Source organism: Allobosea sp. NPDC003192 (assembly GCF_050275675.1).
GTDB lineage: Bacteria > Pseudomonadota > Alphaproteobacteria > Rhizobiales > Beijerinckiaceae > Allobosea.
The window spans coordinates 287,076-311,093 of sequence record NZ_JBNNPK010000004.1 but is presented as its reverse complement, the minus strand read 5'-3'; the positions used below and the strand labels follow the sequence as shown (position 1 = coordinate 311,093).

The window sequence follows — 24,018 nt, the reverse complement described above, 5'->3', positions numbered from 1 at the left end:
TCTCGCTTGATCTAGAAGGCCGTCTTGTCGGCGCCCTTGAGGCCGAGCATGGTACGGGCGTCGGCGGGGCTCGCGATCTCCAGCGAGAGCTCGCCGAGGATGCGCCTGATCTTGGCGACCTGCTCGGCATTCGAGCGCGCCAGCACGCCCTTGCCGAGATAAAGCGAATCCTCCAGCCCGACACGCACGCAGCCACCGAGGATCGCACCCATGGTGACGAGGCTCATCTGGTGGCGACCGGCGCCGAGCACGGAGAGGATGTAGTCGTCGCCGAACAGGGAGTCGGCGACGCGCTTCATGTGCATCAGGTTCTCGGTGTCGGGGCCGATGCCGCCGAGCACGCCGAAGATGCACTGGACCAGGAAAGGCGGCTGGACGAGCTTGCGCTCGACTGCCCACGCCAGGTTGTAGAGATGGCCGACATCATAGCACTCGAACTCGAACCGGGTGCCGTGGGCGCTGAGCTCGCCGATGCCGCGCTCGATCTGCGCGAAGGTGTTGGAGAGGATGAAATCGCGCGTCATCTCAAGGTAGCCCTGCTCCCAGGGCCGCTTGTAGGCCTTGATCTTCTCGGCCGCCGGGAACAGTCCGAAGTTCAGCGAGCCCATGTTCATCGAGGCCAGCTCGGGCTTCAGCGTGTTCGCTGCCAACAGGCGCTGGTCTAGGCTCATGCCGAGCCCGCCGCCGGTGGTGATGTTCACCACCGCGTCGCAGCCCTGCCTGATGCGCGGCAGGAAGCGCATATAGTCCTCGGGCGCCGAGGAGGGCGAGCCGTCGGCCTCGTTGCGGGCATGCAGGTGCAGGATCGCGGCTCCCGCCCTGGCGGCATCGATCGCCTGCTCGGCGATCTGATCGGCATTGACCGGCAGCGCCTCGGACATGGACGGAGTGTGGATCGAGCCCGTGACGGCGCAGCTGATGATGACCTTGTCGAGACGCTTCATGGGGTCAGGCTCTGGCTCGGTTGCAGGCGGCGGCGATCGCGGCCGCAACAGTGCGGATCTCGGCATCGACCGCAGCGACATGGTTGTGCAGGCGGGCGAAGCCGTGGGGCAGGCCAGCGGCGCAGCGATGCGTCACCGGCACGCCGGCCTCGGCGAGCCGGTCCGCATAGGCTTTGCCTTCGTCACGGAGCACGTCGTATTCGGCGGTGACGATCAGGGCCGGCGGCAGGCCGGAGAGATCGGGCGCCCTGAGCGGTGAGATGTCGGAATGGCCATGCTGCACCCGCCGTGCGTAGTGGTCGAAGAACCAGAGCATGTCCTTGCGCGTCAGCGGCAGGCCTTCGCCATGCGCGAGGTAGCTCGGCCGGTCGACGTCGCAGTCGGTGACCGGGTAGAGCAAGGCCTGCAACGCCAGGTCGACGCGTCCGCGCAGCCTGCGCGCTGCGACCGTGCCGAGATTGGCGCCGGCGCTGTCTCCGGCCACCACCAGAGGGACGTTTGCGCTGCAGAGTTCGCTCGCCTTCTCGGCGGCGAAGAGCAGAGCATCCTCGCAATCCTCCAGTCCCGCCGGGAACTTGTGCTCCGGCGCGAGCCGGTAGTCCGGCAGCAGCACGGCACAGCCGCTCAACGTTGCGAGATGGCGCGCCAGCACCTCGTAATCGTCGAGCTCGCCGATCACCCAGCCGCCGCCATGGAGATAGACGACGAGCCCGATGGGAGCCGTCTTCGGCAGCACGAGCCGCGCCGGGATCGCGCCACTGCGTGTCGGGATCGAGAGATCGTTGATCGATCCGACTTCGGCTCCAGGGCCGAGTGCTGCACGCCCTGCGGCGACGAGCGCGCGGCTCTGCTCCGGCGTTCCATCCGACAAGGCCGGACGGCCGGCTGCGGCGAAGCTCTCCATCATCATCTGGAAGAACGGGTGCAGCGGCATCGCCCGGTCCTCAGGGTGCCAGCACGACGCGGCCGAGGACCTGCCCGCGGCGCAGATCGTCGAGTGCGGCGGGGGCAGCGGTCAGAGGGCGACGGTCGAGCGGCGTCGCCGGCAGGCCATGCTCGCGCACCAGCGCCACCAGCTCGCGCAGTTCGGCCGGGCTGCCGATATAGCTGCCCTGGATCGTCAGCGCCTTCATTGGCACCAGCGGTACGGCGAGGGTCATCGCTCCGCCGAAAAGGCCGACGATCACGAGCCGGCCACCCTTGTCCAAGGTTTCGACCGCGAGCGTCGCGGTCTCGCCGCTGCCGACGAGGTCGAGCACGCCGAGGACGCTGCCGCCAAGCGTCTTGCGCAATTGTGCGGCGGCATCGGGGGCTCGGGGATCGACGGTGGCGAGGGCGCCGGCGGTCATTGCCGCCTCGCGCTTGCGCGGATCGAGTTCGAGCACGACTGCGCCCTTGCCGCCAAGCTGCTTCAAGAGGCCGATGGCGATCAGCCCGAGCCCGCCGGCTCCGATGATCGCCAGCGGCTGACGCTGGAGCAGCGGTCCGAATTTCTTCAGCGCGCTGTAGGTGGTGAGGCCCGAGCAGACGAGCGGGGCGGCGGCGACGGGATCGAGATCGCCGATCTCGACCAGATAGCGCGGATGCGGCACCAGCACGTAGTCGGCATAGCCGCCGTCGCGGTTGACACCGAGGAAGCGCGGCGCGGCGCAGAGATGCTCGTCGCCGACAGAGCAGGCGGCGCATTCGAGGCAGCCGATCCAGGAGCAGGCGAGGCAGCTCGCGCCGATCGCGATACCCTTCGCCTCCGGGCCGAGCGCGACGACCTCGCCGGCGCTCTCATGGCCGAGCGTCAGCGGCAGCTTCAGCCTGTCGGCGAAGGAGAGCTTGCGCTCGCCGCCGAGATCATAATGGCCCTCCCAGAGATGCACGTCGCTATGGCAGACGCCGGCGCCGCGCACTTTGAGCAGGACCTCGGTGCCGGTCGGTTCCGGGCGCGGCTGCTCGCCGGCGGCGAGGGCCTGTCCGAACCCGGTCAACTGATAGCAGCGCATCATCGCTCGCATCGGTCTTCTCCTCCCAGCCGCGTTTTTCGCCTCGGTGGCCACGCCTGCCTTGGCACATGGGTAGCTCTCGGTAATTAAATCGTCAAATGGTTTGACCATTTAATGGTCCATTGTTATCAACAAGCCAACTGGGAGGATGGAATGGAAGGGCTCGCGACGCCGATCGCCTATGCGATGGCCGGCGACTACGCCGTGGACGCACTGCAATTGCTGATCGGCGGAGTGTGGCGGAAGGGCAGCGGCCCGACGCTGCGTATCACCAATCCAGCCACGGGTGCCGTGCTCGCCGAGCCGACAGGCGCGTCACGCGATGATCTCGATGCGGCGCTCGCCGGCGCCGAGGCCGGGTTCGAGCTTTGGCGGCGGACGCCGGCGACCGGCCGCGCGACGGTCCTTGCCCGAGCCGCGCAGCTGCTGCGTGAGCGAACCAGGGCGATCGCCCGGCTGATGACGCTCGAGCAGGGCAAGCTGCTGGCGCAGTCCGAGCTCGAGATCAGCCTCTGCGCCGAGACCTTCGACTGGTATGCGGCCGAGGCCGGGCGCGCCTACGGCCGTATCATCCCGGCACGCGGCCAGTGCGCGCGACAGATGGTGCTGCCGGAGCCGATCGGCCCGGTCGCGGCCTTCACGCGTTGGAACTTCCCGGCGCTGCTGGCCGCTCGCAAGGTCGCGCCGGCGCTGGCTGCCGGCTGCAGCTGCATCCTGAAGCCGGCGGAGGAGACGCCGGCCTCGGCGCTCGCGCTCGGCCGCGCCCTGTCCGATGCCGGCCTGCCGGCCGGCGTGCTCAACATCGTCTTCGGAGACCCCGCCGAGATCTCACGGCATCTCATCGCCTCCCCGGTGATCCGAAAGGTCACCTTCACCGGTTCCGTCCCCGTCGGCCGGAGCCTCGCGGTCCTGGCGGCCGAGCAGATCAAGCCGTGCACGCTGGAGCTGGGCGGGCATGCGCCGGTCATCATCCTCGACGATGCCGGCATCGACGCGGCTGCGGCGATGTCGGCAATCGGCAAGACGCGCAATGCCGGCCAGGTCTGCACCTCGCCGACGCGCTTCTATGTGCAGCGGCCGGCCTATGAGCGGTTCGTAGAGCGTTTTGGCCAGGCGCTCGCAGGCATCAGGCTTGGCGATGGCCTCGATCCGGGCACTGGCATGGGGCCGCTGGCCAATGCGCGCCGTCCTGAGGCGATGGAGCGGCTGGTCGCCGATGCCAAGCGGCATCAGGGCGAGGTCGTGACCGGCGGCGAGCGGGCAGGGGGGCGCGGCTTCTTCTGGCGTCCGACCTTGCTCGCCAATGTGCCTGACGATGCGGCGGCGATGTCCGAGGAGCCCTTTGGCCCGCTCGCTTTGGTGAGTGCATTCGACGAGCTCGACGAGGCCATCGCCCGTGCCAACCGCAGCAAGGTCGGTCTCGCCGGCTATGCCTTCACGCGTTCGGCCTCGGCCGCCGTCAAGCTCAGCGAAGAGCTCGAGGTCGGCGTCCTCGGCCTGAACTCCTTCGCGGTCTCGCACACCGAGGCGCCGTTCAGCGGCGTGAAGCAGAGCGGCTACGGCTACGAGGGCGGCAGCGAAGGGCTCGCCGGCTTCCTGCACCAGAAATACGTCCACCACAGCTGACGGCATCACCCGCCGAGCCGGCCTTCACGCCGGCGGCGGCCAATAAAACAGCACTCAGGGAGGAGCAGCCATGTCACCAAATGCCTTCGATCAGCCTCCAGCGTCCCGCTGCCGATGGCTATTTGGCCTTGCAGCCCTGCCCATCGCCTTTGCTCTGACCGGTGCGGAACTTCGTGCGCAACAGCCGGTGCCCTTCAAGATCGGCGCGCTCAGCGACATGTCGGGCATCGTCGTCGACCTGTCGGGACCGGGCACGGTCACCGCGATGAGGCTCGCGGTCGAGGATTTCGGCGGAACGGTGCTCGGCCGGCCGATCCAGGTGCTCGAGGCCGACCATCTCAACAAGCCGGATGTCGGCATCACCGCAGCGCGCAAATGGTATGACGAGGGCGTCAGCGCGATCTTCGATGTCGGCATCACCTCGGTCGCCCTCGGCGTGCAGGAGCTCGCTCGGGACAAGAACAGGCTGGCGATCTATCTCAGCTCGGCCTCCAGTGATCTCACCGGCAAGAACTGCAGCCCGAACGGCATCCACTGGACCTACAACAACTACAGCCAGGCGCTCGGCGTCACGAAGTTCTACACGCAGGCCGGCGAGAAGAACTGGTATTTCATGACGGTGGACTACGCCTATGGCGTCAACGTCCAGCGCGACACCACGGCGATGATCGAAGCCGGTGGCGGCAAGGTCGTCGGCGCTTCCCGCCATCCCTTCGATACCAAGGATTTCTCCTCCGACCTGCTGAAGGGACAGACCTCCGGCGCCAATGTGATCGCGCTCGCGACGACGACCGCCCATGTCGCCAGCATCGTCAAGCAGGCCGACGAGTTCGGCGTCCGCCCCAAGCAGAAGCTCGCTGCGCTCAGCCTGACGCTGCATGACGTCAAGGCGATGGGCCTGCCGACGGCGCAGGGTCTCTTGGTGACCTCGCCGTTCTACTGGGACCAGAACGATGAGACCCGGGCCTTCGCCAAGCGCTATTTCGAGCGTTTCAAGAAGATGCCGAACATGGTCCAGGCCAGCGCCTATGGCGCGGTCATGCACTATCTCAACGCGGTCAAGGCGGTCGGCGAGGACGACGCCATCAAGGTCGCGGCCAGGATGAAGGAGACGCCGGTCAACGACTTCATGACCAAGAACGGCAAGATCCGCGCCGATGGTCGCGTCGTCCGCGACATGTACATTTTTCGTGTGAAGACACCGGCGGCCTCGAAGGGGGAATGGGACCTCTACGAGACGCTGGCGACGATCCCGGGCGAGGAGGCCTTCCAGAAGGCCGACCCGGCCGCCTGTCCGCTGGCCAAGGGCTGAGGCGCCTTCCAGGCGGCCCTGGCTTCGTGCCAGGGTCGGGCCTGCGGGTGCGAGCGAGGAGACGACGATGACGAACCACCAATGGCGTCTTGCCTCGCATCCGCAGGGTATGCCGACGCTCGAGACCTGGAGTCTGCACGAGGCACCGATGCCGGAACCCGGGCCAGGCCAGATCCTGGTCCGGACGCAATGGCTCTCGCTCGACCCCTATATGCGTGGCCGCATCAGCTCCTCGACGAATTATGCCAAGGGCGTCGGCATCGGCGAGCTGATGCAGGGTGGGGGCGTCGGCGAGGTCGTCGCCTCCAATCATCCGGACTGGAAGCCCGGCGACATCGCTGAGGCGATGGGCTTCGGCTGGCAGGAATATGCGGTGCTGACGCCGGATCTGCCCGGAGCGGCCAAGGCCAACAAGGTCGATTCGGCGCTCGGCCCGCCGCAGGCGACGCTCTCCTGGCTCGGCATGCCCGGCTTGACCGCTTATATCGGGCTGTTCGAGATCGGCCGGCCTAAGCCTGGCGACACGCTTGTCGTCTCCGCCGCCTCGGGTGCGGTTGGCCAACTCGTCGGGCAGATCGGCAAGCTCTGCGGCGCGCGCGTGATCGGCATCGCCGGCTCCGACGAGAAGCTGGCCTGGTGCCGCTCCGTCGGCTTCGACGAAACGCTCAACTACAAGACGACGAATGACCTCAGCGCTGCCCTGGCGGCGCTCGCGCCCGGCGGCATCGATGTCTTCTTCGACAATACCGGCGGGCCGATCCATGACGCGGTGCTGCGCAATCTCGCCGTCGGGGCGCGCGTCGCCATCTGCGGCCGCATAGCGCTCGCCAATGATTTCGAGCAGGAGGATATCGGGCTGCGCGCTTCCTCGCGCCTGATCGTGACGCGGGCGCTGGTGCAAGGCTTCATCGCCTTCGACTGGTGGCATCGGCGGGGCGAGGCGATGGCGCGGCTTGCGGCCTGGCATCGCGAGGGCAGGATCCAGACCAAAGAGGATGTCCTCGACGGCTTCGAGCGCATGCCCGAGGCGTTCCTGCGCATGATGACGGGTCGCAATTTCGGCAAGCAGCTCGTACGACTGAAGGCGTGAGCGAATCCCCTGCACCGAACCTTGCGCCGCTGGCCGGCGTCCGTGTTGTCGACCTGACGGCGATCGTCATGGGGCCATTGGCGACGCAACTGCTCGCCGATCTCGGCGCCGACGTGATCAAGATCGAGCCGCCGGAAGGCGACATCCTGCGCAAGGCCGGCGCGCCGCCGGGCTCGGATCGCGGGCCGCTGTTCGTCCACCTCAACCGCAACAAGCGCAGCGTCGTGCTCGACCTGAAGAGCCCGGACGGACGCGCGGCGCTGCTGCGGCTCGCCGCCGATGCCGACCTGTTCGTGCACTCGATGCGCCCGCAGGCCATGGCCCGCCTCGGGCTTGGTTATGAGGCGCTCTCGGCGCTCAATCCGGGCCTGATCTATGCCGGGCTGTTCGGGTTTGGACAGCGTGGTCCCTATGCAGAGCAGGGTGCCTTCGACGACCTGATCCAGGCGATCTCCGGCCTTGCCGATCTGCTCGGCCGCACCAGCGGCGGCCAGCCGCGCTATGTTCCCGCCAATCTGGCTGATCGCACGGTCGGGCTCTACGCCTTCGGCCTGATGAGCGCGGCGCTGTACCAGCGCGAGCGAACCGGCACTGGTTGCGAGCTCGGCATCCCGATGTTCGAGACGCTGGCGAGCCTGCTCTTCGGCGATCATCTCTTCGGCGAGACTTTCAAGCCGGCTTCCGCTCCGATCGGCTATCCGCGCCTGATGGTGCGCGACCGCGGTCCGTTCCCGACCAGGGACGGGCACATCTGCTGCATGATCTACACGGACGCGCAGTGGCGCAGCTTCCTGAAGGTGGTCGGCCGCGACCCCGACCTGTCACGCGATACCCGGCTCACCGACATGACGGCGCGGACCATTCACAGCGATGCCCTGTTCGAGATGGTCGGAGCGATCACCCGCGAGCATTCCACTGCTCATTGGGTCGCGACCTTGCGGGAGGCTGGACTCACTGCGGTCGCGATGCGCTCGCTGGAAGAGCTCTGCGACGATCCGCATTTGCAGGCCACCGGCTTTTTCCAGGACACGACCTGTCCGGACGGCGAGAGACTGCGGCTGTTCGGCCCGGTCGGCGACTGGAGCAATTGGCGGCCGGCCCTGCGACGAGCACCGCCGCATCTCGGAGAACATACGCGCTCGGTGCTTGACCAAGGTGGCTGGGACTAGCTGCGCTCTAGCCTGTCTTTGCTCTTACCATTATATCTTTTGCTGTGTATGATATGGTTTGCCGTCTGCGGAATCGAGCGAGATGACGAAACGGGGCGATTCTCCGGAGCCGATGCTGGGACGGATCTCCGTCCAGAAGTCCTATGAGGTGCTGGCCGACAGACTGCGCCAGACTATCCTCGACGGCTCGCTGGAAGAAGGCACGCACCTGCCGACCGAGCGCGAACTCGTCAGCCAGACCGGCCTGAGCCGCGGTTCGGTGCGCGAAGCCCTGCGCAAGCTCGAGGTCGAAGGGCTGGTGAAGACCAAGCTCGGCCGTCTCGGCGGCAATATCGTCAGCCGGCCCGGCAACGACTCGATGGCGCATTTCGTCACCCAGTTCGTTCGGGGGCGGCGGCTGTCGCTGCGGACGCTGCAGCAGACCCGCGAGACGCTGGAGCCCGGTCTCGCCAGGCTTGCCGCCGAGCACCGGAGCACGGACGATATCGTCCGCCTGCGCGATCTGAATACCGAGATGGCGCAGGCTCTGGGCGATCGGGATCGCTTCGCCGAGATCAATATTGCTTGGCACAACGCGATCGCGACGGCGAGCCGCAACGATCTGCTGGCAGCCTTCCTCTACTCGATCTCCTATGACGTCGTGGTCTCGACCGTCAGCGAGGAATACGACACCTCCAGCCTGCGCCAGGAGGTGGTGAAGGCGCATGAGCGCATCATCGCGGCGATCGAGGCAGGCGACGGTGATGCCGCCTTCCGGCGCATGGAGCGCCACGTCAAGGCGACGCGCGCCAAGACCAGGGCACGCGAGGAAACCGACCTGCCGGAATAGGCTCTGCGCTCAGTCTTCCGCCGACGCGACGATGGCGCGCGCCAGCTTGAGATGCGGGATGTCGTACATCTTGCCGTCGATGCCAACCGTGCCGATGCCGGGATCGGCGTCGAAGGCGGCGACAATCCGCCTGGCCTGCGCCAGGTCCTCCGCCGAAGGTGAGAAGCAGCGATTGATCGTCTCGACCTGATCGGGATGGATCGCGATGCGCCCAGTGAAGCCGTCGCGCTGCGAGATGCGGCAGCTTTCCTCCAGCCCTAGCGGGTCGCGGAAATCGGCATAGAGCGTGTCGATGCGTGCGACTTCGGCGGCGGCTGCCGCAAACAGGCACATGCTGCGCACGACGCGATAGGGCTGGGTCCAGTCGCCATCCGGCTGCTTGTTGGTGCTGGAGCCGACGACGGCGCCCAAATCCTCCGCGCCCCAGGTCAGGCCGGCGAGCCGTTCATGCGCCGGGGCGTAGCTGCCGAGGTTGAACATCGCGACCGCGGTCTCGGTCGACACGACGATGACTTTGACCGTGCCGCGCGCCATGCCGCTGCGCGTCTCCAGTGCATCGAGATAATGGCCGATCCGGACGATGTCGGCTGCGCCATTGGCTTTCGGCACCATGATCCCGTCGAGCCCGGGCCGGACCACGGCCGAGAGGTCCTCCAGCGTCAGCCCGGTGTCGAGCGCGTTGACGCGAACCCAGAAGCCCCAGTTCCGCGATGCGTCCGCTGCGAGCATCTCCTGGACCATCTCGCGCGCCAGCGGCTTGCGCGTCGGCGCGACCGCGTCCTCGAGATCGAGGATCAGCCCGTCGGCGCCGCTGGCCTGGGCCTTGGCGAATTTCCGCTCGCTGTCGGCCGGAACGAAGAGCAGTGAACGCAGTCGCATGGGGGCGCCTCCCTGTGTCGTGATGACAGGATTAGCGTGCTGGCTCGATAATCGTCAAATGGTTTGACCATTTTATAATTTGCGCTAGCCTAGTGTCAAAGATCGGCAGCACGTGACGGCCGGACAGGAGGGCGCAGCTCATGACGACGGAGGCCAAGGCTGTGCCGGTCGGCGAAAGCCGCTTCGATGTCGTGATCGTCGGTGCCGGCTTTTCCGGGCTCTACATGCTGCACAGGCTGCGCGGCCTCGGCTTTTCCGTCCGCGTCTGCGAGGCCGGCTCGGATGTCGGCGGCACCTGGTTTTGGAACCGCTATCCCGGCGCGCGCTGCGACGTCGAAAGCATGCAGTACTCCTACTCCTTCGACGAGGCGCTGCAGCAGGACTGGCGCTGGAGTGAGCGCTTTGCCACCCAGCCCGAGATCCTCAGCTACATCAACCATGTCGCCGATCGCTTCGACTTGCGCCGCGACATCAGCCTAGATACGCGCATCGCGTCCGCGACTTATGACGAGGACGCGGCCGAATGGACGCTGACGACGCAGGCGGGCGCCCGGATCGCCGCACGCTTCTGCATCATGGCGACGGGCTGCCTGTCGGCCGCGCGTATCCCCGATTTCCCCGGCATGGCGGATTATCGTGGCAGCGTCTTCCACACCGGGCATTGGCCGCATGAGGGTGTCGACTTCAGCGGGCTGAGCGTCGGCGTCATCGGCACGGGCTCGTCCGCGATCCAGGCGATCCCGCCGATCGCGGCGCAGGCAGGGCACCTCACCGTCTTCCAGCGCACACCGAATTTCAGCGTGCCGGCCCGCAACTGGGCGATGACCGACGCCTATGAGCAATCCTGGAAGCGGGACTATGCCGCGTTGCGCCGGCGCGCTCGCGAGGAGACGCGCTCAGGCACGATCTACGAGTTCAGCGACAAGGGCGCGCTCGCCGTCGATGCGGAGACGCGCCGGCGCGAATACGAGCGGCGCTGGCAGCAGGGCGGTGCCAATTTCATGCACGCCTACAACGACATCCTGGTCGACAAGGCGGCCAATGACACCGCCGCCGAGTTCGTCCGCGGCAAGATTCGCGCAACCGTCGCCGATCCGCAGACCGCGGAGGCGCTGCTGCCACATGGCCACCCGCTCGGAGCCAAGCGCATCTGCGTCGACACCGATTATTACGAGACCTTCAACCGCGACAACGTCACGTTGGTCGATGTCCGCCGGGCGCCGATCGAGCGGCTGACGCAGGACGGCCTGCGCATCGGCGGGCGCGACTACGCCTTCGACGCGATCATCTTCGCCACCGGCTTCGATGCGATGACCGGCGCGCTTGATGCCATCGCCATCAGCGGCCGCGGTGGCGCGACGCTCAAGGAGGCCTGGTCGGCCGGTCCGCGGAGCTATCTTGGCCTGATGATCGCCGGCTTCCCCAACCTGTTCAGCGTCACCGGGCCGGGCAGCCCTTCGGTGCTGAGCAATGTCATCGTCTCGATCGAGCAGCATGTCGACTGGATCGCCGACTGCCTGGTGCATCTGCACCGGCACGGGGTCCGGACGATCGAGCCCGAACAGGCGGCGCAGGACGACTGGGTCGCCCATGTCAACGAGGTCGCGCACCGCACGCTCTATCCGCAGGCCAACTCCTGGTACATGGGCGCCAATGTTCCCGGAAAGACGCGGGTGTTCATGCCCTATATCGGCGGCGTGAACGTCTACCGGCGCATCTGCGACGAGGTCGCCGCCGAGGGCTATCGCGGCTTTCGTCTCGCCGCCGCGCCGGCGCTCGGGATCAAGCCCGAGCCATGCGCAGCGCTTTAGTGGCAGACGTGCCGGGCGGTCATTTCCAGGGAGATTGCGGATGACGGGTTTGACGAGGAGAGCGCTGCTGGTCGCAGCCGCGCTGGCGGCTGGGGCTGGAGCCGCGCAGGCACAAGCGGAGAGCTATCCGCAGCGGCCAGTCACGCTGATCGTGCCGTTCCCGGCGGGCAGCGCCACCGATGCCGTAGCGCGAAAGGTCGGCGAGGGCCTGCAGAAGCAGCTCGGGCAGGGCTTCATCGTCGAGAACAAGGCCGGTGCCGACGGCATCATCGCCGCACGCCAGGTCGCGAGTGCGACCCCGGACGGGTACACCCTGCTGATCACCACCAACACCACGCACTCTGCCAATCCCAGCATCTACCAGCACCTGCCCTACGATCCGAAAAAGGACTTCGCCCCGATCGGCGGCGTCATCCGCATCCCCTACATGCTGGCGGTTCGCTCGGACTTCCCGGCCGAGGATTTCGGCGGCTTCGTCAAGGCGGCCAAGGCGGCGAAGCCGCCGCTCTCCTATGGCAGCGGCAATACCGGCGGGCGGGCTTCCGGCGAATTGCTGAAATCCCTGCTCGGCTTCGACATGGTCAATGTGCCCTATCGCGGCACGCCGCAGGCGATGACCGACCTGATCGGCGGTCGCATCGACGTCTTCTTCCCGGATCCCGCCAGCGCGCTCGGCATGATCCGGGAGAAGAAGTTCAAGGTGCTGGCAGTGACCGGGCCGAAGCGGATCGCGAGCCTGCCGGAACTGCCGACCCTGATGGAGCTCGGCGTTCGCGACTTCAACATCGTCGCCTGGGTCGCCGCCTTCGCGCCGGCCGGCACGCCGCAGCCGATCGTGCAGAAGCTCAACACCGCGCTCAACACGCTGCTGCGTGATCCCGAGATGATCGCCTTCATCAACCAGATCGGCTCGGAGGTGCTCTCGACCAGTCCGGCGGAGCTCGGCGCCTTCGTCGAGGAGGATGCGAAGCGCTGGGTCGACCTGGTCGAGATCGCCAAGATCGAGCGCAAGTGATCGCGGCCGGGCCCTGCCCATTCCCATCAGACAGAGTGAAGCGCCCGGTCGAGGGCGCGGGAGATCGATCGTGGCCAAGCCGCTTCAAGGTGTGAAAGTCCTCGACCTGACCAAGGTCCTCGCCGGTCCGCTCTGCGCGCAATATCTCGGCGAGATGGGAGCCGACGTCATCAAGGTCGAGGCGGTCGGCACCGGCGACGAGACCCGCGGCTGGCCCCCCTTCCGCGCGCCCGGGCTCGGCGCCGTCTTCCTCAGCGCCAATCGCAACAAGCGCAGCATCGCGGTCGATCTCAAGACCGAGCAGGGGCGGGCAGTCGTGCATCGCCTCGCCAGGAGCTGCGACATCGCGATCGAAAGCTTCGGCACCGGGGTGGTCGAGCGCCTCGGCATCGATGCTACGACGTTGCGCGGGCTCAATCCGCGGCTGATCTATTGCAGCATTTCGGGTTTCGGCCGCGCCGGCCCGATGCGCGATGCGCCCGGCTACGACGTCATCCTGCAGGCCTTCTGCGGCGTGATGGCGCTGACCGGCGACGAGAGCGGCGGCCATATCCGCAGCCCGATCTCGCCGATCGACCAGATGACCGGCACGCATGCGCTGAGCGGCATTCTCGCCCTGCTCTATCAGCGTGCGGTGACCGGGCAGGGCGGCACGGTCAACGTCTCGCTCTACGACACCGCGATGGGCCTGCTCGGCTACAATCTCCAGACCTTCTGGGAGAAGGGTGTGCAGCCGGCCAAATGCGGCTCGAGCCACGAGTCGCTCTGCCCCTACCAGGCCTTCGAGGCGCAGGACGGGCCGATCATGATCGGCGTCGCCAACGACAATCTCTGGCGGAAATTCTGTGCCGCCACCGGCTTGCAGGAGATCGTCGACCACCCGGATTTCCGCAGCAATGCCGATCGCGTCCGCAACCGGGCGCAGACACTGGCGCGGGTTCAGGCCGCGCTGGCGGGCGGCACGGTAGCGCATTGGCACGAGACATTGTCGCGGGTCGGCATTCCCTGTTCGCCGATCAATTCGCTGGTGCAACTCCTGGCCCATCCGCATACCGCCGCGAGCGGGATGGTGCTCGACTACGAGCATCCTGCGGCTGGCGGTCTCAAGGGCATCGCCCAGCCGGTGCGCTTCGATGGCGAACCGGTGAAGCCCGGCCTGCCGCCGCCGCTACTCGGGCAGGATACGGATGCGGTGCTGGCCGAGATCGGCCTCTCCCAGAACGAGATCGCGGCGCTGCGCGAACTGCGCGCGGTTGCCTGAAGAGGTGAACGAGGCTCATGTCCATCGACCTCGACCGGAATGGTGCCGTCGCGATCATCACCATCAACCGCCCGGAGCGGCGCAACGCCATGGACGCCGAGCATTATGCCGGACTCTCCAGGGCCTGGACCGAAGTGCGGGACAACCCGGCGATCCGCGCAGCGATCATCACCGGCGCCGGTGACAAGGCCTTCAGCGCCGGTGCCGACCTCAAGAGCTTCACCGCCGCTCCCGCACCGCTCGCCGAGCTGATGCTCACCCAGCAGGGCCAGCTCCTCAATCGCGGGCTGGAGATCTGGAAGCCAGTGATCGCGGCCGTGAATGGCGTCTGCCTCGGCGGCGGCACGACCTTGCTGCTCTCGACCGATATCCGCGTCGCGGCAAGGCACGCGACGTTCTCGGTCTCCGAAGTCAAGCGTGGGCTCTTTCCCGCCAATGGCGGTACGCAGCGCCTGATCCAGCAATTGCCGCATGCGATCGCGATGGAGCTTCTCCTCACCGGCGACAGCATCGACGCCGCGACGGCCGAGCGCTGGGGGCTGGTCAATCGGGTCGTCGAGCCCGATGAACTCATGCCGGCGGCGCTGGATTATGCCGACCGCATTGCCGAGAACGCGCCGCTGGCCGTTCAGGCGGCGAAGGAGCTGGCGCTGCGCAGCCGCGATGTCGACCTCGCCAGCGGCCTTCGGCTGGAGCAGTTGATGCTGCGTCTGCTCCAGACCAGCGCCGACGCAAGCGAGGGCGCCTTAGCCTTCAGCGAGAAGCGGCCGCCCCGTTACACCGGGGCCTGACCCGCAGCATTTCAGTCGAGGAGCGACAATGGCTGGCCTTTACTTCGACGAGCTCTCCGTCGGGCAGATCTTCCGCCACGAGATCCGCCGCACCATCACGGAAGCGGACAATGTCTGGTTCAGCGCGCTGACCCACAATCCGGCCTATCTGCATCTCGACGAGGAGTATTGCCGCACCGAGACCGAGTTCGGCCAGCGCATCGTCAACAGCGCCTTCACACTCGGGCTGATGGTCGGCATCTCGGTCGGCGACACCACGCTCGGAACGGCGGTCGCCAATCTCGGCTGGGACGAGGTGCGCTTTCCCAAGCCGCTCTTCCATGGCGATACGATCAGGGTCGAGACCGAGGTCGTCGAGTTGCGTGAGAGTCGGTCACGACCGCAGGCCGGTATCGTCACCTTCCTGCACCGTGCCTATAACCAGCATGGCGACCTCGTTGCCCAATGCCGGCGTTCCGGACTTCAGAAGCGGCGGGCAGCTTGATCGAGGCAAAGGCGACGACAAGCACGTGCGGCAGTTGAAGTCTCTCGTTCAGTTTGCAGTCCGACCGCGATCTCGGGCGCAAGGCCGTCCGGGGCATTCAGCATTTTTTCCTCCAGCAAAATCAGCGCCGCCTTGCTGCGATGACCTCAACTTCCACCAGCCAGCCCGGCCAGACGAGGCTGGTGACCTGAGCCCGGGTGCGGACCGGAATATTCGGGGTCTGGGATGTGCCGAAGAACTCCAGATACGCCTTGGAGAAGGCCTGGAAGTCGGCCTTGCCGCCTTTGGCGGGATCGCCGACGAGGAAAGCCTGCATCTTGACGATGTCATTCATCGAGAACCCGCGCTTGGCGAGCGTTGCCGCGATGGCTTTGAGGATTCCACGCGTCTGCGTCTCGGTGTCGCCATAGGCGGCGACGGTGTCATCTGGAACCGTCGCGTCGATGACCGGTGGCGTCACTCCGCTCAGCATCAGAAGGTCGGTCCCGGAGGGAACCAGCAGCGATTCCAGGAACTGGTTCTTGTACGGCGATGCGTCATCCAGGCGGAAACGTTCGATGTCGGCACTCATGGCAGCCTGTGTTCCCGTCAACAGCCATACGATGGCGAAAGCCTTGAAGCCCGGCATGGTTGTCCCCCTCGTTTCGGTGCCTTGAAGCAGCATTGAAGCGGGGCCGGTTCACAATCGAAAAAATAGCCGTCTATCTATGAGACTGGCTCATGCGTGACCTCGGGCAGCGCATCCCGAGCTCGAAAAGCCTCGGAGAGCGCCCAGGAGCGGAATTGCTGAACGTGGCGCTCGTCCAGACGCGTCTCGTGGATCAGCAGATAGTACTCGCCGGCACTGTCGAGACCGCCCGCAACGGGCATCACGAGCTCACGCATCCCGTCCTGGTGCGCCAGCACGATGTCGGGAACGAGCGCGATGCCGCGGCCCTGCCGTGCCGCATCCAGTGACATGAAGAAGTGCCCGAACTGCAGGGCCTGCTCGATCTCGATCGCCGCGCGGACGCCATGGGCCTTGAGCCAGTCCGGCCAGGCATGGCGGCGCGTCGAGGTATGGATGAGCGGCCAGCGCGCCAGATCGGCCGGAGTGATGCCCGTTTCGCCGATCAGGTCAGGTGAGCAGACCGGCACCAGCCGATCCGGAAAGAGTTCGTCTGCATGGACTCCGTCCCAGCGCGTGAGCATCGACAATTCGATGCGCGGCTGGTTGCGTTCGTAGTGCCGGCCGGGCAGCCGGCCGACGCGGATCGCGACATCCGCGTCATGCGCGAGCAGGTCGGCGGGCTCGATCGAGGAGACGACCCGCAGCTCGATCTCCGGGTGCTGGCTGGTGAAGTGATGGAGCCGCGGCATCAGCCAGACCGAGGCGATCGTCGGCAGCACGGACACCGTCAGCACTGCCCGGTCGCGGCGCCGGGTGAAGCGGCCGGCGGCGCGCTCGAGCTCGTCGAGCATGCTCTCGACGCTGTGGAAGAACTGCTCGCCCTCGGCGGTGAGCTCGATCCTGCGGGTGAAACGGTGGAACAGCTCCTGCCCAAGATGGAGCTCGAGCTCCTTGACCTGACGGCTCACCGCACCCTGCGTCAGGTTCAGCTCCTCGGCCGCTTTGGTGAAGGACAGGTGGCGGGCCGCAGCGTCGAAGCCGCGCAGCGCATTCAATGGCGGCAGACGCCTCTTTCGCATGCAGCACCTCTCGTATGCATGAGACTAGATCATGCATGAGCGCCGAACAATTCGTTTGTGACGACCGATCGGCGGCTCCATCCTCCCATCAACACCGCTGCTGCCGCGAGGCCCGCATCAGGTGAATGGGGAACTGCCGATGACGATCGAGCCAGCGATCGCGCTAGCCATGCGCGACATCGCCAAGCGCTATGGCGCGACCTGCGCACTGCGCAGCGCCGACCTCACCTTGCACGGCGGCCGCGTCCACGCCTTGCTCGGCGAGAACGGCGCCGGCAAGTCGACCCTGGTGAAGATCATCGTCGGCGCGGTGAAGCCCGACAGCGGCAGCGTCGCCCTTGCCGGCAAGCCGGCCGCCTTCCGCTCGGTCGCCGAGGCGATCGCCGCGGGGATCGTGCCGATCTACCAGCATCTCAGCCTGTTTCCTGAGCTCTCCGTCCTCGACAATCTCTCCGCCTTCCAGCTCGCCGCCGGCCGGGCCGGCCTCAGCCGCAAGGCACTGGTGCCGCGCGACGAGGCCAAGGCATGGCTCGCCCGGGTCGGGCTCGACCTCGATCTTGACCGTCCGGTTTCATCGCTCTCGCTCGGCGAGCGCCAATTGCTCGAGATCGCCCGCGGCGTCGGCCGCAATTGCCGCATCCTGGTCCTCGACGAGCCCACGGCGGCGCTGAACGAGACGGAGGCCGATCGGCTCTTCGCCGTGGTGCGCGATCTCTGCGCCGGCGGCACGGCCGCGCTCTTCATCTCGCACAAATTCGACGAGATCGAACGCCTTGCCGATGAGGTCACCGTGCTGCGCGACGGCGCGACCGTGATCGATGCCGCCCCGATCGGCCGGCACGACCGCGCCACGCTGGTCAAGGCGATGCTGGGCATGCAGGTGGAGCACGAGCACCGTTCCGGCAGCGCCCGGACGGAACCCGTCCTGACTACAGCCAATGTCCGCATGGCGACTGGCCATAGGCTCGACCTCTCGGTACGCGCCGGCGAAATCGTCGGGCTTGCCGGTCTGGTCGGCTCCGGAGCGCTCGCCATCGCCGCGACAATGGCCGGCGCAGCGCCTGGCCAGGGCGAGATCGCCATTGGCGAGCAGCGCTTCGCCCTTGGAGACCGGCGCGAAGCCGTCCGCCTCGGCGTCGCCTATGTACCCGCCGACCGCCATGCCGAGGGGCTGTTCCCGCCGGTCAGCGCGATCGGCAATGCCTCGGCCAGCTCGCTCGGGCGCTTCTCCACCTGCGGCCTCCTCGGCAAGGCACGCGAGCGCGACGCGATCGAGCCGCTGCTACGCCGCCTGCATTTGCACCCAGCCCGTCCCAATGCCGAGGCCGCGAGCTTCAGCGGCGGCAACCAGCAGAAGCTGCTGATCGCGCGCTGCCTTGCTCTACCGAACCTGCGGGCGCTGGTCCTGCTCGAGCCGACACGCGGGGTCGATGTCGCCGCCCGTGCCATGATCCATCGCGCCGTCATCGAGATGGCCAGCAACGGCATCGCCGTCCTGGTCGCGTCGAGCGATCTCGACGAGCTGACAGCGCTCTGCGACCGCTATCTCGTGGTCCGCGACGGGGTGATCGCGCAGGAACTGCCCAGCGGCGCCTCGACGGAGGCGATCATGGCCGCACTCGCCGGAAAGGCCGCGGCATGACGAGCTTTCCAATCGGCGATCGAGGCTCCTCCAGCATGCCCGCCTTCCTGCGCCCGCCCGCCATCCTCGTCGTGACGTCGCTGCTCTTCGGACTGGCCGCCCTGGCGGTGCCGCGCTTCGGCACGCTCGGCAATGTCGAGAATGTGCTGCGCATCGCCGCCATCCTCGGCATCGTCGCCTGCGGCCAGGCCATCGTCGTCATCCTTGCCGGCATCGAATTCTCCTTCGGCGCCTCGGCAGCTCTGGCGAGCGTCGTCATCGTCATGGCCCTGCCGACAACTGGTGTGACCGGAGCCTTTCTCCTCGGTAGCTTGCTGATCCTGGGCGTCGGCATGGTCAACGGCCTGCTCGTCGCCCGCTTTTCCGTGCCGCCGGTTATCGCAACGCTCGGCATGCTGATGATCGCGTCTGGCCTCGCTGCCTGGCTGGCCGGCGGCCTGCCGATCGATGCGCCGCCCTCGGAGGCCTTCTCCTTCCCGGCCCGCGGCCGCGTCTTCGGCATCCCCGTGCCGGTCCTCTGCGCTGCCGCTGCCTTCGCCGCGCTGCATCTGCTGTTGGCGAAGACCCGGCTCGGACGCGGCTGGTATCTGGTCGGCGCCAATGCGACGGCCGCCAGGCTCGCCGGCCTCTCTGTGCCCCGTCTCATCTTCTCCGGCTATGCCGTGGCCGGCCTGTTCTGCGCGCTCGGCGCCGTCATCCTGACCAGCCGCGTCGCTTCGGGCCAGCCCATGCTCGCGCCGAACCTGCCCTTCGAGACCATCGCCGCCTGCGCCGTCGGCGGGCTGCCGCTCGGCGGCGGACGCGGCAATGTCCTGCAGGTTGCCTGCGGCGTGCTGATCGTCGCCATGCTCAACAACATCGTGGTGCTGCTGAACCTGCCGACCGCCTACCAGCTCATCCTGCTCGGCACGCTCATCGTCGCCGCCGTGCTGCTCCAGCGCGACTGGGCCTTCCTCGGCAATGCAGTCCGCGTGCTGACCAACGGGACGCGCGGATGAACCAAGTCATCGCTCCCCGTCTGCTGGTCGCTCCCGCAGGCATCATCGCCGCCAGCCTCGTCTTCGCCGCGATCGCCCCCGGCTTCCTCTCGCTCGGCAACGCCGCCAGCATCGCCGGCCAGGCCTGGGTCCTCGTCCTGCTCGCGACCGGGCAGATGTTCGCCCTCGCCGCCCGCGGTTTCGACATCTCGGTCGGCGCCATCGCGGCGCTCGCCGGAACGCTCGCTGCCATGGCCGCCAACAGCTTCGGACTGGCGGGTCTGATCGTCGCCCCGCTGGTCGGCCTCGCCTGCGGCACGCTGAACGGCTGGCTGGTCGGCCGCCTCGCGCTGCAGCCGATCGTCGCGACGCTCGGCTCGCTGGTCGCACTGAAAGGCGTTGCCCTGCTGGTCAGCGATGACGGCCAGGCCGTGCCGCTCACCGAGGCCGGGCATGCGACCAGCCTCGCCTTCGACCCTGTGCTCGGCCTGCCGCCGCTCGCCTGGCTTGCCCTTGCCTGCGTCCTCGGTGCCCAGTTCCTCCTGAGCCATGCCACGCTCGGCAAGCGCATCCTGATGCTCGGCGCCAATCCCGAAGCGGTCAGCCTGGTAGGCGCCGATGCCGGCGCGCTCCAGATCCGCGCCTACCAGCTCTGCGGCCTCTTCGCCGGGCTCGCCGGCGCGCTGATGACGGCGCGGGCCGGCGCCGGCCTGCCGACCGAAGGCGCCGGCATGGAATTGCAGGCGATCGCCGCCGCGATCATCGGCGGAACGGCCCTGTCCGGCGGCGTCGCCAATGCCATCGCGGTCGCTGCCGGCGCCTTCTTCGTCCAGGTCGTGCTGACCGGGCTCAACCTCACCGGCGTCTCGCCCTTCCTGGCGCAGGTCACCGTCGGCCTCGTCATCCTCGGCTCCGGCCTGATGGACACCGCCCTCCGCTCGCTTCTGTCCCGCAACCGCCAGCCCAAGGACATATCGCCATGACATCCCTGTCCCGCCGTCGCCTCCTGCTCGCCTCGATCGCTGCCGCCGCGCTGGCGCAGCCGGCCCTCGCCCAGGAGAAGACGATCGGCATCGCCGTTCCCAACCTCGCCTCTTCCTTCTGGATCTCGGCCGTCTACGGCATGGAGAACGAGGCGAAGGCGGGCGGCGCCAAGGTGCTGAAGCTCAATGCCGGCGGCGACGCCAATGCCTCGCAGCAGATCGCCCAGGTGCAGGACCTGATCCAGCGCAAGGTCTCCGGGATCGTGATCGGTGCCACCAATGGCGATGCGGTCAAGCCGATCGTCGAGCGCGCGATCGAGGCCGGCATCCCGGTGGTCGGCATCTCCTCGCCGCCAAATACGCCGAAGCTCGCCTCGCTGGTCAGCGCCGACCATGCCGACATGGGCAAGCTCCAGGCCGAATGCCTCGCCAAGGCGGTCGGCGGCAAGGGTACGGTCGCGATGATGGCAGGCCCCGCCGGCCAGGCCTGGTCGGACCTGCGCGCCAAGGGCTTCCGCGAGGCACTCGCCAAGGCGGCGCCCGACGTCAAGATCGTCGCGGAATCGCGCCTCGCCGACAATCGCAACGCCGCGCTCGGCACCGCCGAGGACTGGACGCAGCGCTTCCCCGACCTCGCCGGCATCTATGCCGCGACCGACGACATGGCCGCCGGCGTCGTCTCGGCCTTCAAGTCGGCGAGCAAACCGGTCAAGGTCTCGGCTTCGAATTTCAGCCCGACCGCCCAGCAGATGCTGAAGGACGGCGATATCGCCTGCACCTCGATCCAGCAGGTCGTCGCCCAGGGCAAGGCCGCGATGGCGCAGGCGCTGAAGGCCTCTGCCAAGCAGCCGGTCGAGGCGCGCGTCGTGCTGCCGGCCCTGCTGGTGACGCGCGAGAACGTCGCGACCGTCGACCTCTCCTCGGTCGTCGCCCCGGCCGATTATCGCCCCTGACGGACGCACGCTCATGCTGCCTAACCCCGGACGCTTCCCCTACTCGCCCATCGTCGACCGGCCGGACTTCACCTGGCCGGGCGGCAAGCGGCTCGCCGTCTATGTCGCGCTCTGCGTCGAGCACTTCGCCTATGGCTCGGGACTCGGCCTGCCCTATTCGCCCGGGCTCCAGCACCCCAACACCTATAACTGGGCCTGGCGCGAATACGGCAACCGCGTCGGCGGCTGGCGGCTGATCGAGCTCTTCGACGAATACCGCCTGCCGCTCTCGGTACTGCTCAACACCGAATGCTATGCGCACTGCCCGGAACTGGTCGCGGCCCATCGCCGCCGCGGCGACGAGATCGTCGCCCATGGCCGCACTAATTCCGAGCACCAGAACGGCATGGAGGTCGAGGCCGAGCGGCGGCTGATCGCCGAGGCGACGCAGGCAATCGCGAGCCATGAGGGCGCTATGCCTGCCGGCTGGATGAGCCCCGGCGCCCATCCCAGCGCCAACACCGAAGACCTACTGACCGAGGCCGGCTACGGCTACACCATGGACTGGCCGATGGACGACCAGCCGGTCTGGCTCAGGACCAAGGGCGGCCCCCTGCTGGCGATGCCTTATCCGCACGAGGTCAACGACGTGCCGATGGTCGTGCTGCATGACGGCACGGCCCAGGCCTTCGCCGACATGGCGATCGACAATCTCGACGAGATGCTCGGCCAGTCCGAGCAGCAGGCGCTGGTCTACGGCATGACGATCCACACCTTCATCGTCGGCCAGCCCTTCCGCATCCGGCAGTTCCGCCGGGTGCTCGACCATCTCAACAAGCACCAGGACCGCATCTGGTTCACCACGGCCGGCGCCTGCGCGCGCCATTACGCCAGCCTGTTCCCGGCACCATCGGCCGGCTGACGACAAGACAAGGAAACGCCCATGACCTCCTCTTCCGCACCCGGCGCGCATCCGCGCCGGCGGGTCGCCATCGCCGGTCTCGGCGCCGTCGGCCTCAAGATCGCCAGCGTGCTCGACCAGGGCGTGCCCGGCTGCGAGCTTACCGCCGTCTCCGCCAATGACCGCGACAAGGCGCGCGAGCGCCTCGCGCATCTCTCCCGGCCGATCCCGGTCGTCGCCATCGAGGAGCTTGAAGCCCTCGCCGACATCGTCGTCGAATGCGCGCCGGCAGCCCTGCTGCCGGCTATTGCCGAGCCCTTCCTGCGTGCGAGCAAGACGGTGATCGTGCTGAGCTCCGGTGCCATCCTCTCGCATGAGGGGCTGATCGAGATCGCCCGTCAGCATGGCGGCCAGATCGTCGTGCCGACCGGCGCCTTGCTTGGCCTCGACGCCGTCACCGCCGCGGCCGAGGGCGTGATCCGCTCGGTCCGGATGATCACCCGCAAGCCGGTGCGCGGCCTCGTCGGCGCGCCCTATCTGATCGAGAACAACATCGCGCTCGACGACGTCAGGGAGCCGACACGGGTGTTCAGCGGCACGCCGCGCGAGGCCGCGATCGGCTTCCCGGCCAATCTCAACGTCGCCGTCGCGCTCTCGCTCGCCGGCATCGGGCCGGACCGGACGACGCTGGAGATCTGGGCCGACCCGGCACTGACCCGCAACACCCACACCATCGAGGTCGACTCCGACTCCGCCAGCTTCTCGATGACGATCGAGAACGTGCCGAGCGACAACCCGAAGACCGGCCGCATCACCGCGCTCTCGGTCATCTCCTATCTGCGCAAGCTCGACGCGCCCCTGCGCATCGGCTCGTAAGCCAAAACCCACAAGGAACCCATCATGGATCTGGGAATTGCTGGACGCACGGCGCTCGTACTGGGTGCCGGCGGCGGGCTCGGCCGCGCCATCGCCAGGACGCTCGCCAGGGAAGGCGTCAAGGTCGCGCTCGCTGACATCGATGAGACCGCGCTCGCCGCCACGGCCGCGGACCTCGCCGCCCTCGGTGCGCCGCATCTGGCGCGGCGCTGGGACATCGGCCGTCTCGACGAGACCGACGGCCACCTTGCCGCGATCGGCGAGGCGCTCGGGCCGGTCGACATCCTCGTCAACAACACCGGCGGTCCGCCGCCCAGCCTCGCCGCCGGCGTGCCAGCGGAAACCTGGACGGCGCAGTTCCAGGCGATGGTGCTCTCCGTCATTGCGCTCACCGACAAGGTGCTGCCGGGGATGCGCGAGCGCGGCTTCGGGCGGATCGTCACCTCGACCTCCTCGGGTGTGGTCGCGCCGATCCCGAACCTTGCGATCTCGAACGCCTTGCGCCTGTCGCTGGTCGGCTGGTCGAAGACGCTCGCGCGCGAGGTCGCGGCGGCCGGCATCACCTGCAACATCATCCTGCCGGGGCGGATCGCCACCGACCGTATCCGCTTCCTCGACGAGCAGAAGGCCAGGCGCGAAGGCCGTCCGCTCGCCGACATCGTCGCCGAGAGCACGGGCTCGATCCCGCTCGGCCGCTACGGCACGCCCGAGGAATACGCCGACGCCGTCGCCTTCCTCGCCAGCGCCCGCGCCGCCTACATCACCGGCTCGGTCATCCGGGTCGATGGCGGCTATCTCCAGAGCATCTGAAAG

The 24,018-nt window shown here is 67.6% G+C and carries 23 protein-coding genes; 17 read left to right on the top strand and 6 right to left on the bottom strand.

All coding sequences use genetic code 11. The features are described 5' to 3' along the window. Positions 1-11: 11 nt before the first annotated feature. The 3 genes from kce to ACQKLX_RS08355 are packed head-to-tail and all read right to left on the bottom strand — an operon-like array spanning position 12 to position 2,938. Positions 12-944 carry a 3,5-dioxohexanoate:acetyl-CoA acetone transferase gene (kce, locus tag ACQKLX_RS08365; protein ID WP_427361109.1) on the bottom strand — a complete coding sequence of 311 codons (933 nt, stop codon included), beginning with the start codon at positions 942-944 and terminating at the stop codon, positions 12-14. Positions 945-948: 4 nt separating this feature from the next. Continuing rightward, a complete protein-coding gene (locus tag ACQKLX_RS08360) occupies positions 949-1,878 on the bottom strand; it encodes an alpha/beta hydrolase (protein ID WP_427361108.1) in 930 nt (309 codons plus the stop codon). 10 nt (positions 1,879-1,888) lie between these two features. Continuing rightward, positions 1,889-2,938, bottom strand: a complete 1,050-nt coding sequence (locus tag ACQKLX_RS08355; protein WP_427361139.1) for an alcohol dehydrogenase — start codon at positions 2,936-2,938, stop codon at positions 1,889-1,891. 186 nt (positions 2,939-3,124) lie between these two features. Between ACQKLX_RS08355 and ACQKLX_RS08350 the strand changes: the two genes are divergently transcribed. The 5 genes from ACQKLX_RS08350 (at position 3,125) to ACQKLX_RS08330 (ending at position 8,964) form a co-directional block, all read left to right on the top strand. Then, positions 3,125-4,564, top strand: coding sequence for an NAD-dependent succinate-semialdehyde dehydrogenase (locus ACQKLX_RS08350; protein ID WP_427361138.1), 1,440 nt, complete (start codon positions 3,125-3,127; stop codon positions 4,562-4,564). Between the two features lie 187 nt (positions 4,565-4,751). Beyond that, entirely contained in the window at positions 4,752-5,876 is a 1,125-nt protein-coding gene (locus tag ACQKLX_RS08345; RefSeq protein WP_427361107.1) for an ABC transporter substrate-binding protein, read from the top strand. Positions 5,877-5,943: 67 nt separating this feature from the next. Continuing rightward, a complete protein-coding gene (locus tag ACQKLX_RS08340) occupies positions 5,944-6,966 on the top strand; it encodes an NADP-dependent oxidoreductase (protein ID WP_427361106.1) in 1,023 nt (340 codons plus the stop codon). Then, positions 6,963-8,135 carry a CaiB/BaiF CoA transferase family protein gene (locus tag ACQKLX_RS08335; protein WP_427361105.1) on the top strand — a complete coding sequence of 391 codons (1,173 nt, stop codon included), beginning with the start codon at positions 6,963-6,965 and terminating at the stop codon, positions 8,133-8,135. The genes ACQKLX_RS08340 and ACQKLX_RS08335 overlap by 4 nt, the downstream gene beginning before the upstream one ends. An 82-nt stretch (positions 8,136-8,217) precedes the next feature. Beyond that, a complete protein-coding gene (locus ACQKLX_RS08330; protein ID WP_427361104.1) occupies positions 8,218-8,964 on the top strand; it encodes a FadR/GntR family transcriptional regulator in 747 nt (248 codons plus the stop codon). Between the two features lie 9 nt (positions 8,965-8,973). Here the strand turns inward: ACQKLX_RS08330 and ACQKLX_RS08325 are convergent, their stop codons facing one another. After that, the gene (locus ACQKLX_RS08325; RefSeq protein ID WP_427361103.1) at positions 8,974-9,843 is read right to left on the bottom strand and encodes an HpcH/HpaI aldolase/citrate lyase family protein; all 870 of its coding nucleotides are present in this window, start codon (positions 9,841-9,843) and stop codon (positions 8,974-8,976) included. 140 nt (positions 9,844-9,983) lie between these two features. On the opposite strand from ACQKLX_RS08325, the gene ACQKLX_RS08320 reads away from it, so the two are divergent. The 5 genes from ACQKLX_RS08320 to ACQKLX_RS08300 all read left to right on the top strand — a co-directional run bounded on the left by ACQKLX_RS08320 (position 9,984) and on the right by ACQKLX_RS08300 (position 15,205). After that, entirely contained in the window at positions 9,984-11,654 is a 1,671-nt protein-coding gene (locus tag ACQKLX_RS08320; protein ID WP_427361102.1) for a flavin-containing monooxygenase, read from the top strand. 40 nt (positions 11,655-11,694) lie between these two features. After that, positions 11,695-12,669: a Bug family tripartite tricarboxylate transporter substrate binding protein gene (locus ACQKLX_RS08315; protein WP_427361101.1), complete on the top strand. Its 975-nt coding sequence runs from the start codon at positions 11,695-11,697 to the stop codon at positions 12,667-12,669. A gap of 70 nt (positions 12,670-12,739) precedes the next feature. Beyond that, positions 12,740-13,930 carry a CaiB/BaiF CoA transferase family protein gene (locus tag ACQKLX_RS08310; RefSeq protein ID WP_427361100.1) on the top strand — a complete coding sequence of 397 codons (1,191 nt, stop codon included), beginning with the start codon at positions 12,740-12,742 and terminating at the stop codon, positions 13,928-13,930. A gap of 17 nt (positions 13,931-13,947) precedes the next feature. Next, positions 13,948-14,721 (top strand): enoyl-CoA hydratase/isomerase family protein, encoded by a 774-nt coding sequence (locus tag ACQKLX_RS08305; protein WP_427361099.1) that lies wholly within the window; start codon positions 13,948-13,950, stop codon positions 14,719-14,721. 28 nt (positions 14,722-14,749) lie between these two features. Continuing rightward, a complete protein-coding gene (locus tag ACQKLX_RS08300; protein WP_427361098.1) occupies positions 14,750-15,205 on the top strand; it encodes a MaoC family dehydratase in 456 nt (151 codons plus the stop codon). Positions 15,206-15,326: 121 nt separating this feature from the next. Here ACQKLX_RS08300 and ACQKLX_RS08295 read toward each other — a convergent pair whose 3' ends face one another. Both ACQKLX_RS08295 and ACQKLX_RS08290 read right to left on the bottom strand, forming a co-directional pair. Beyond that, positions 15,327-15,833, bottom strand: a complete 507-nt coding sequence (locus tag ACQKLX_RS08295; RefSeq protein WP_427361097.1) for a RidA family protein — start codon at positions 15,831-15,833, stop codon at positions 15,327-15,329. Between the two features lie 77 nt (positions 15,834-15,910). Beyond that, the gene (locus ACQKLX_RS08290) at positions 15,911-16,894 is read right to left on the bottom strand and encodes a LysR substrate-binding domain-containing protein (protein WP_427361096.1); all 984 of its coding nucleotides are present in this window, start codon (positions 16,892-16,894) and stop codon (positions 15,911-15,913) included. A 139-nt stretch (positions 16,895-17,033) separates the two neighbouring features. Between ACQKLX_RS08290 and ACQKLX_RS08285 the strand changes: the two genes are divergently transcribed. The 7 genes from ACQKLX_RS08285 to ACQKLX_RS08255 are packed head-to-tail and all read left to right on the top strand — an operon-like array spanning position 17,034 to position 24,015. After that, positions 17,034-18,536 (top strand): sugar ABC transporter ATP-binding protein, encoded by a 1,503-nt coding sequence (locus tag ACQKLX_RS08285; protein ID WP_427361095.1) that lies wholly within the window; start codon positions 17,034-17,036, stop codon positions 18,534-18,536. Next, positions 18,533-19,534, top strand: coding sequence for an ABC transporter permease (locus tag ACQKLX_RS08280; RefSeq protein WP_427361094.1), 1,002 nt, complete (start codon positions 18,533-18,535; stop codon positions 19,532-19,534). The genes ACQKLX_RS08285 and ACQKLX_RS08280 overlap by 4 nt, the downstream gene beginning before the upstream one ends. Next, on the top strand, positions 19,531-20,496 hold the full coding sequence (locus ACQKLX_RS08275) for an ABC transporter permease (RefSeq protein ID WP_427361093.1): 966 nt from the start codon (positions 19,531-19,533) through the stop codon (positions 20,494-20,496). Before ACQKLX_RS08280 ends, ACQKLX_RS08275 begins: the two co-directional genes overlap by 4 nt. After that, positions 20,493-21,449, top strand: coding sequence for a TMAO reductase system protein TorT (locus ACQKLX_RS08270; RefSeq protein WP_427361092.1), 957 nt, complete (start codon positions 20,493-20,495; stop codon positions 21,447-21,449). The genes ACQKLX_RS08275 and ACQKLX_RS08270 overlap by 4 nt, the downstream gene beginning before the upstream one ends. A gap of 13 nt (positions 21,450-21,462) precedes the next feature. Next, on the top strand, positions 21,463-22,350 hold the full coding sequence (locus tag ACQKLX_RS08265; RefSeq protein WP_427361091.1) for a polysaccharide deacetylase family protein: 888 nt from the start codon (positions 21,463-21,465) through the stop codon (positions 22,348-22,350). 21 nt (positions 22,351-22,371) lie between these two features. Beyond that, the gene (locus ACQKLX_RS08260) at positions 22,372-23,205 is read left to right on the top strand and encodes an aspartate dehydrogenase (protein WP_427361090.1); all 834 of its coding nucleotides are present in this window, start codon (positions 22,372-22,374) and stop codon (positions 23,203-23,205) included. Between the two features lie 24 nt (positions 23,206-23,229). Beyond that, positions 23,230-24,015 (top strand): SDR family oxidoreductase, encoded by a 786-nt coding sequence (locus ACQKLX_RS08255; protein WP_427361089.1) that lies wholly within the window; start codon positions 23,230-23,232, stop codon positions 24,013-24,015. Positions 24,016-24,018: the final 3 nt, after the last annotated feature.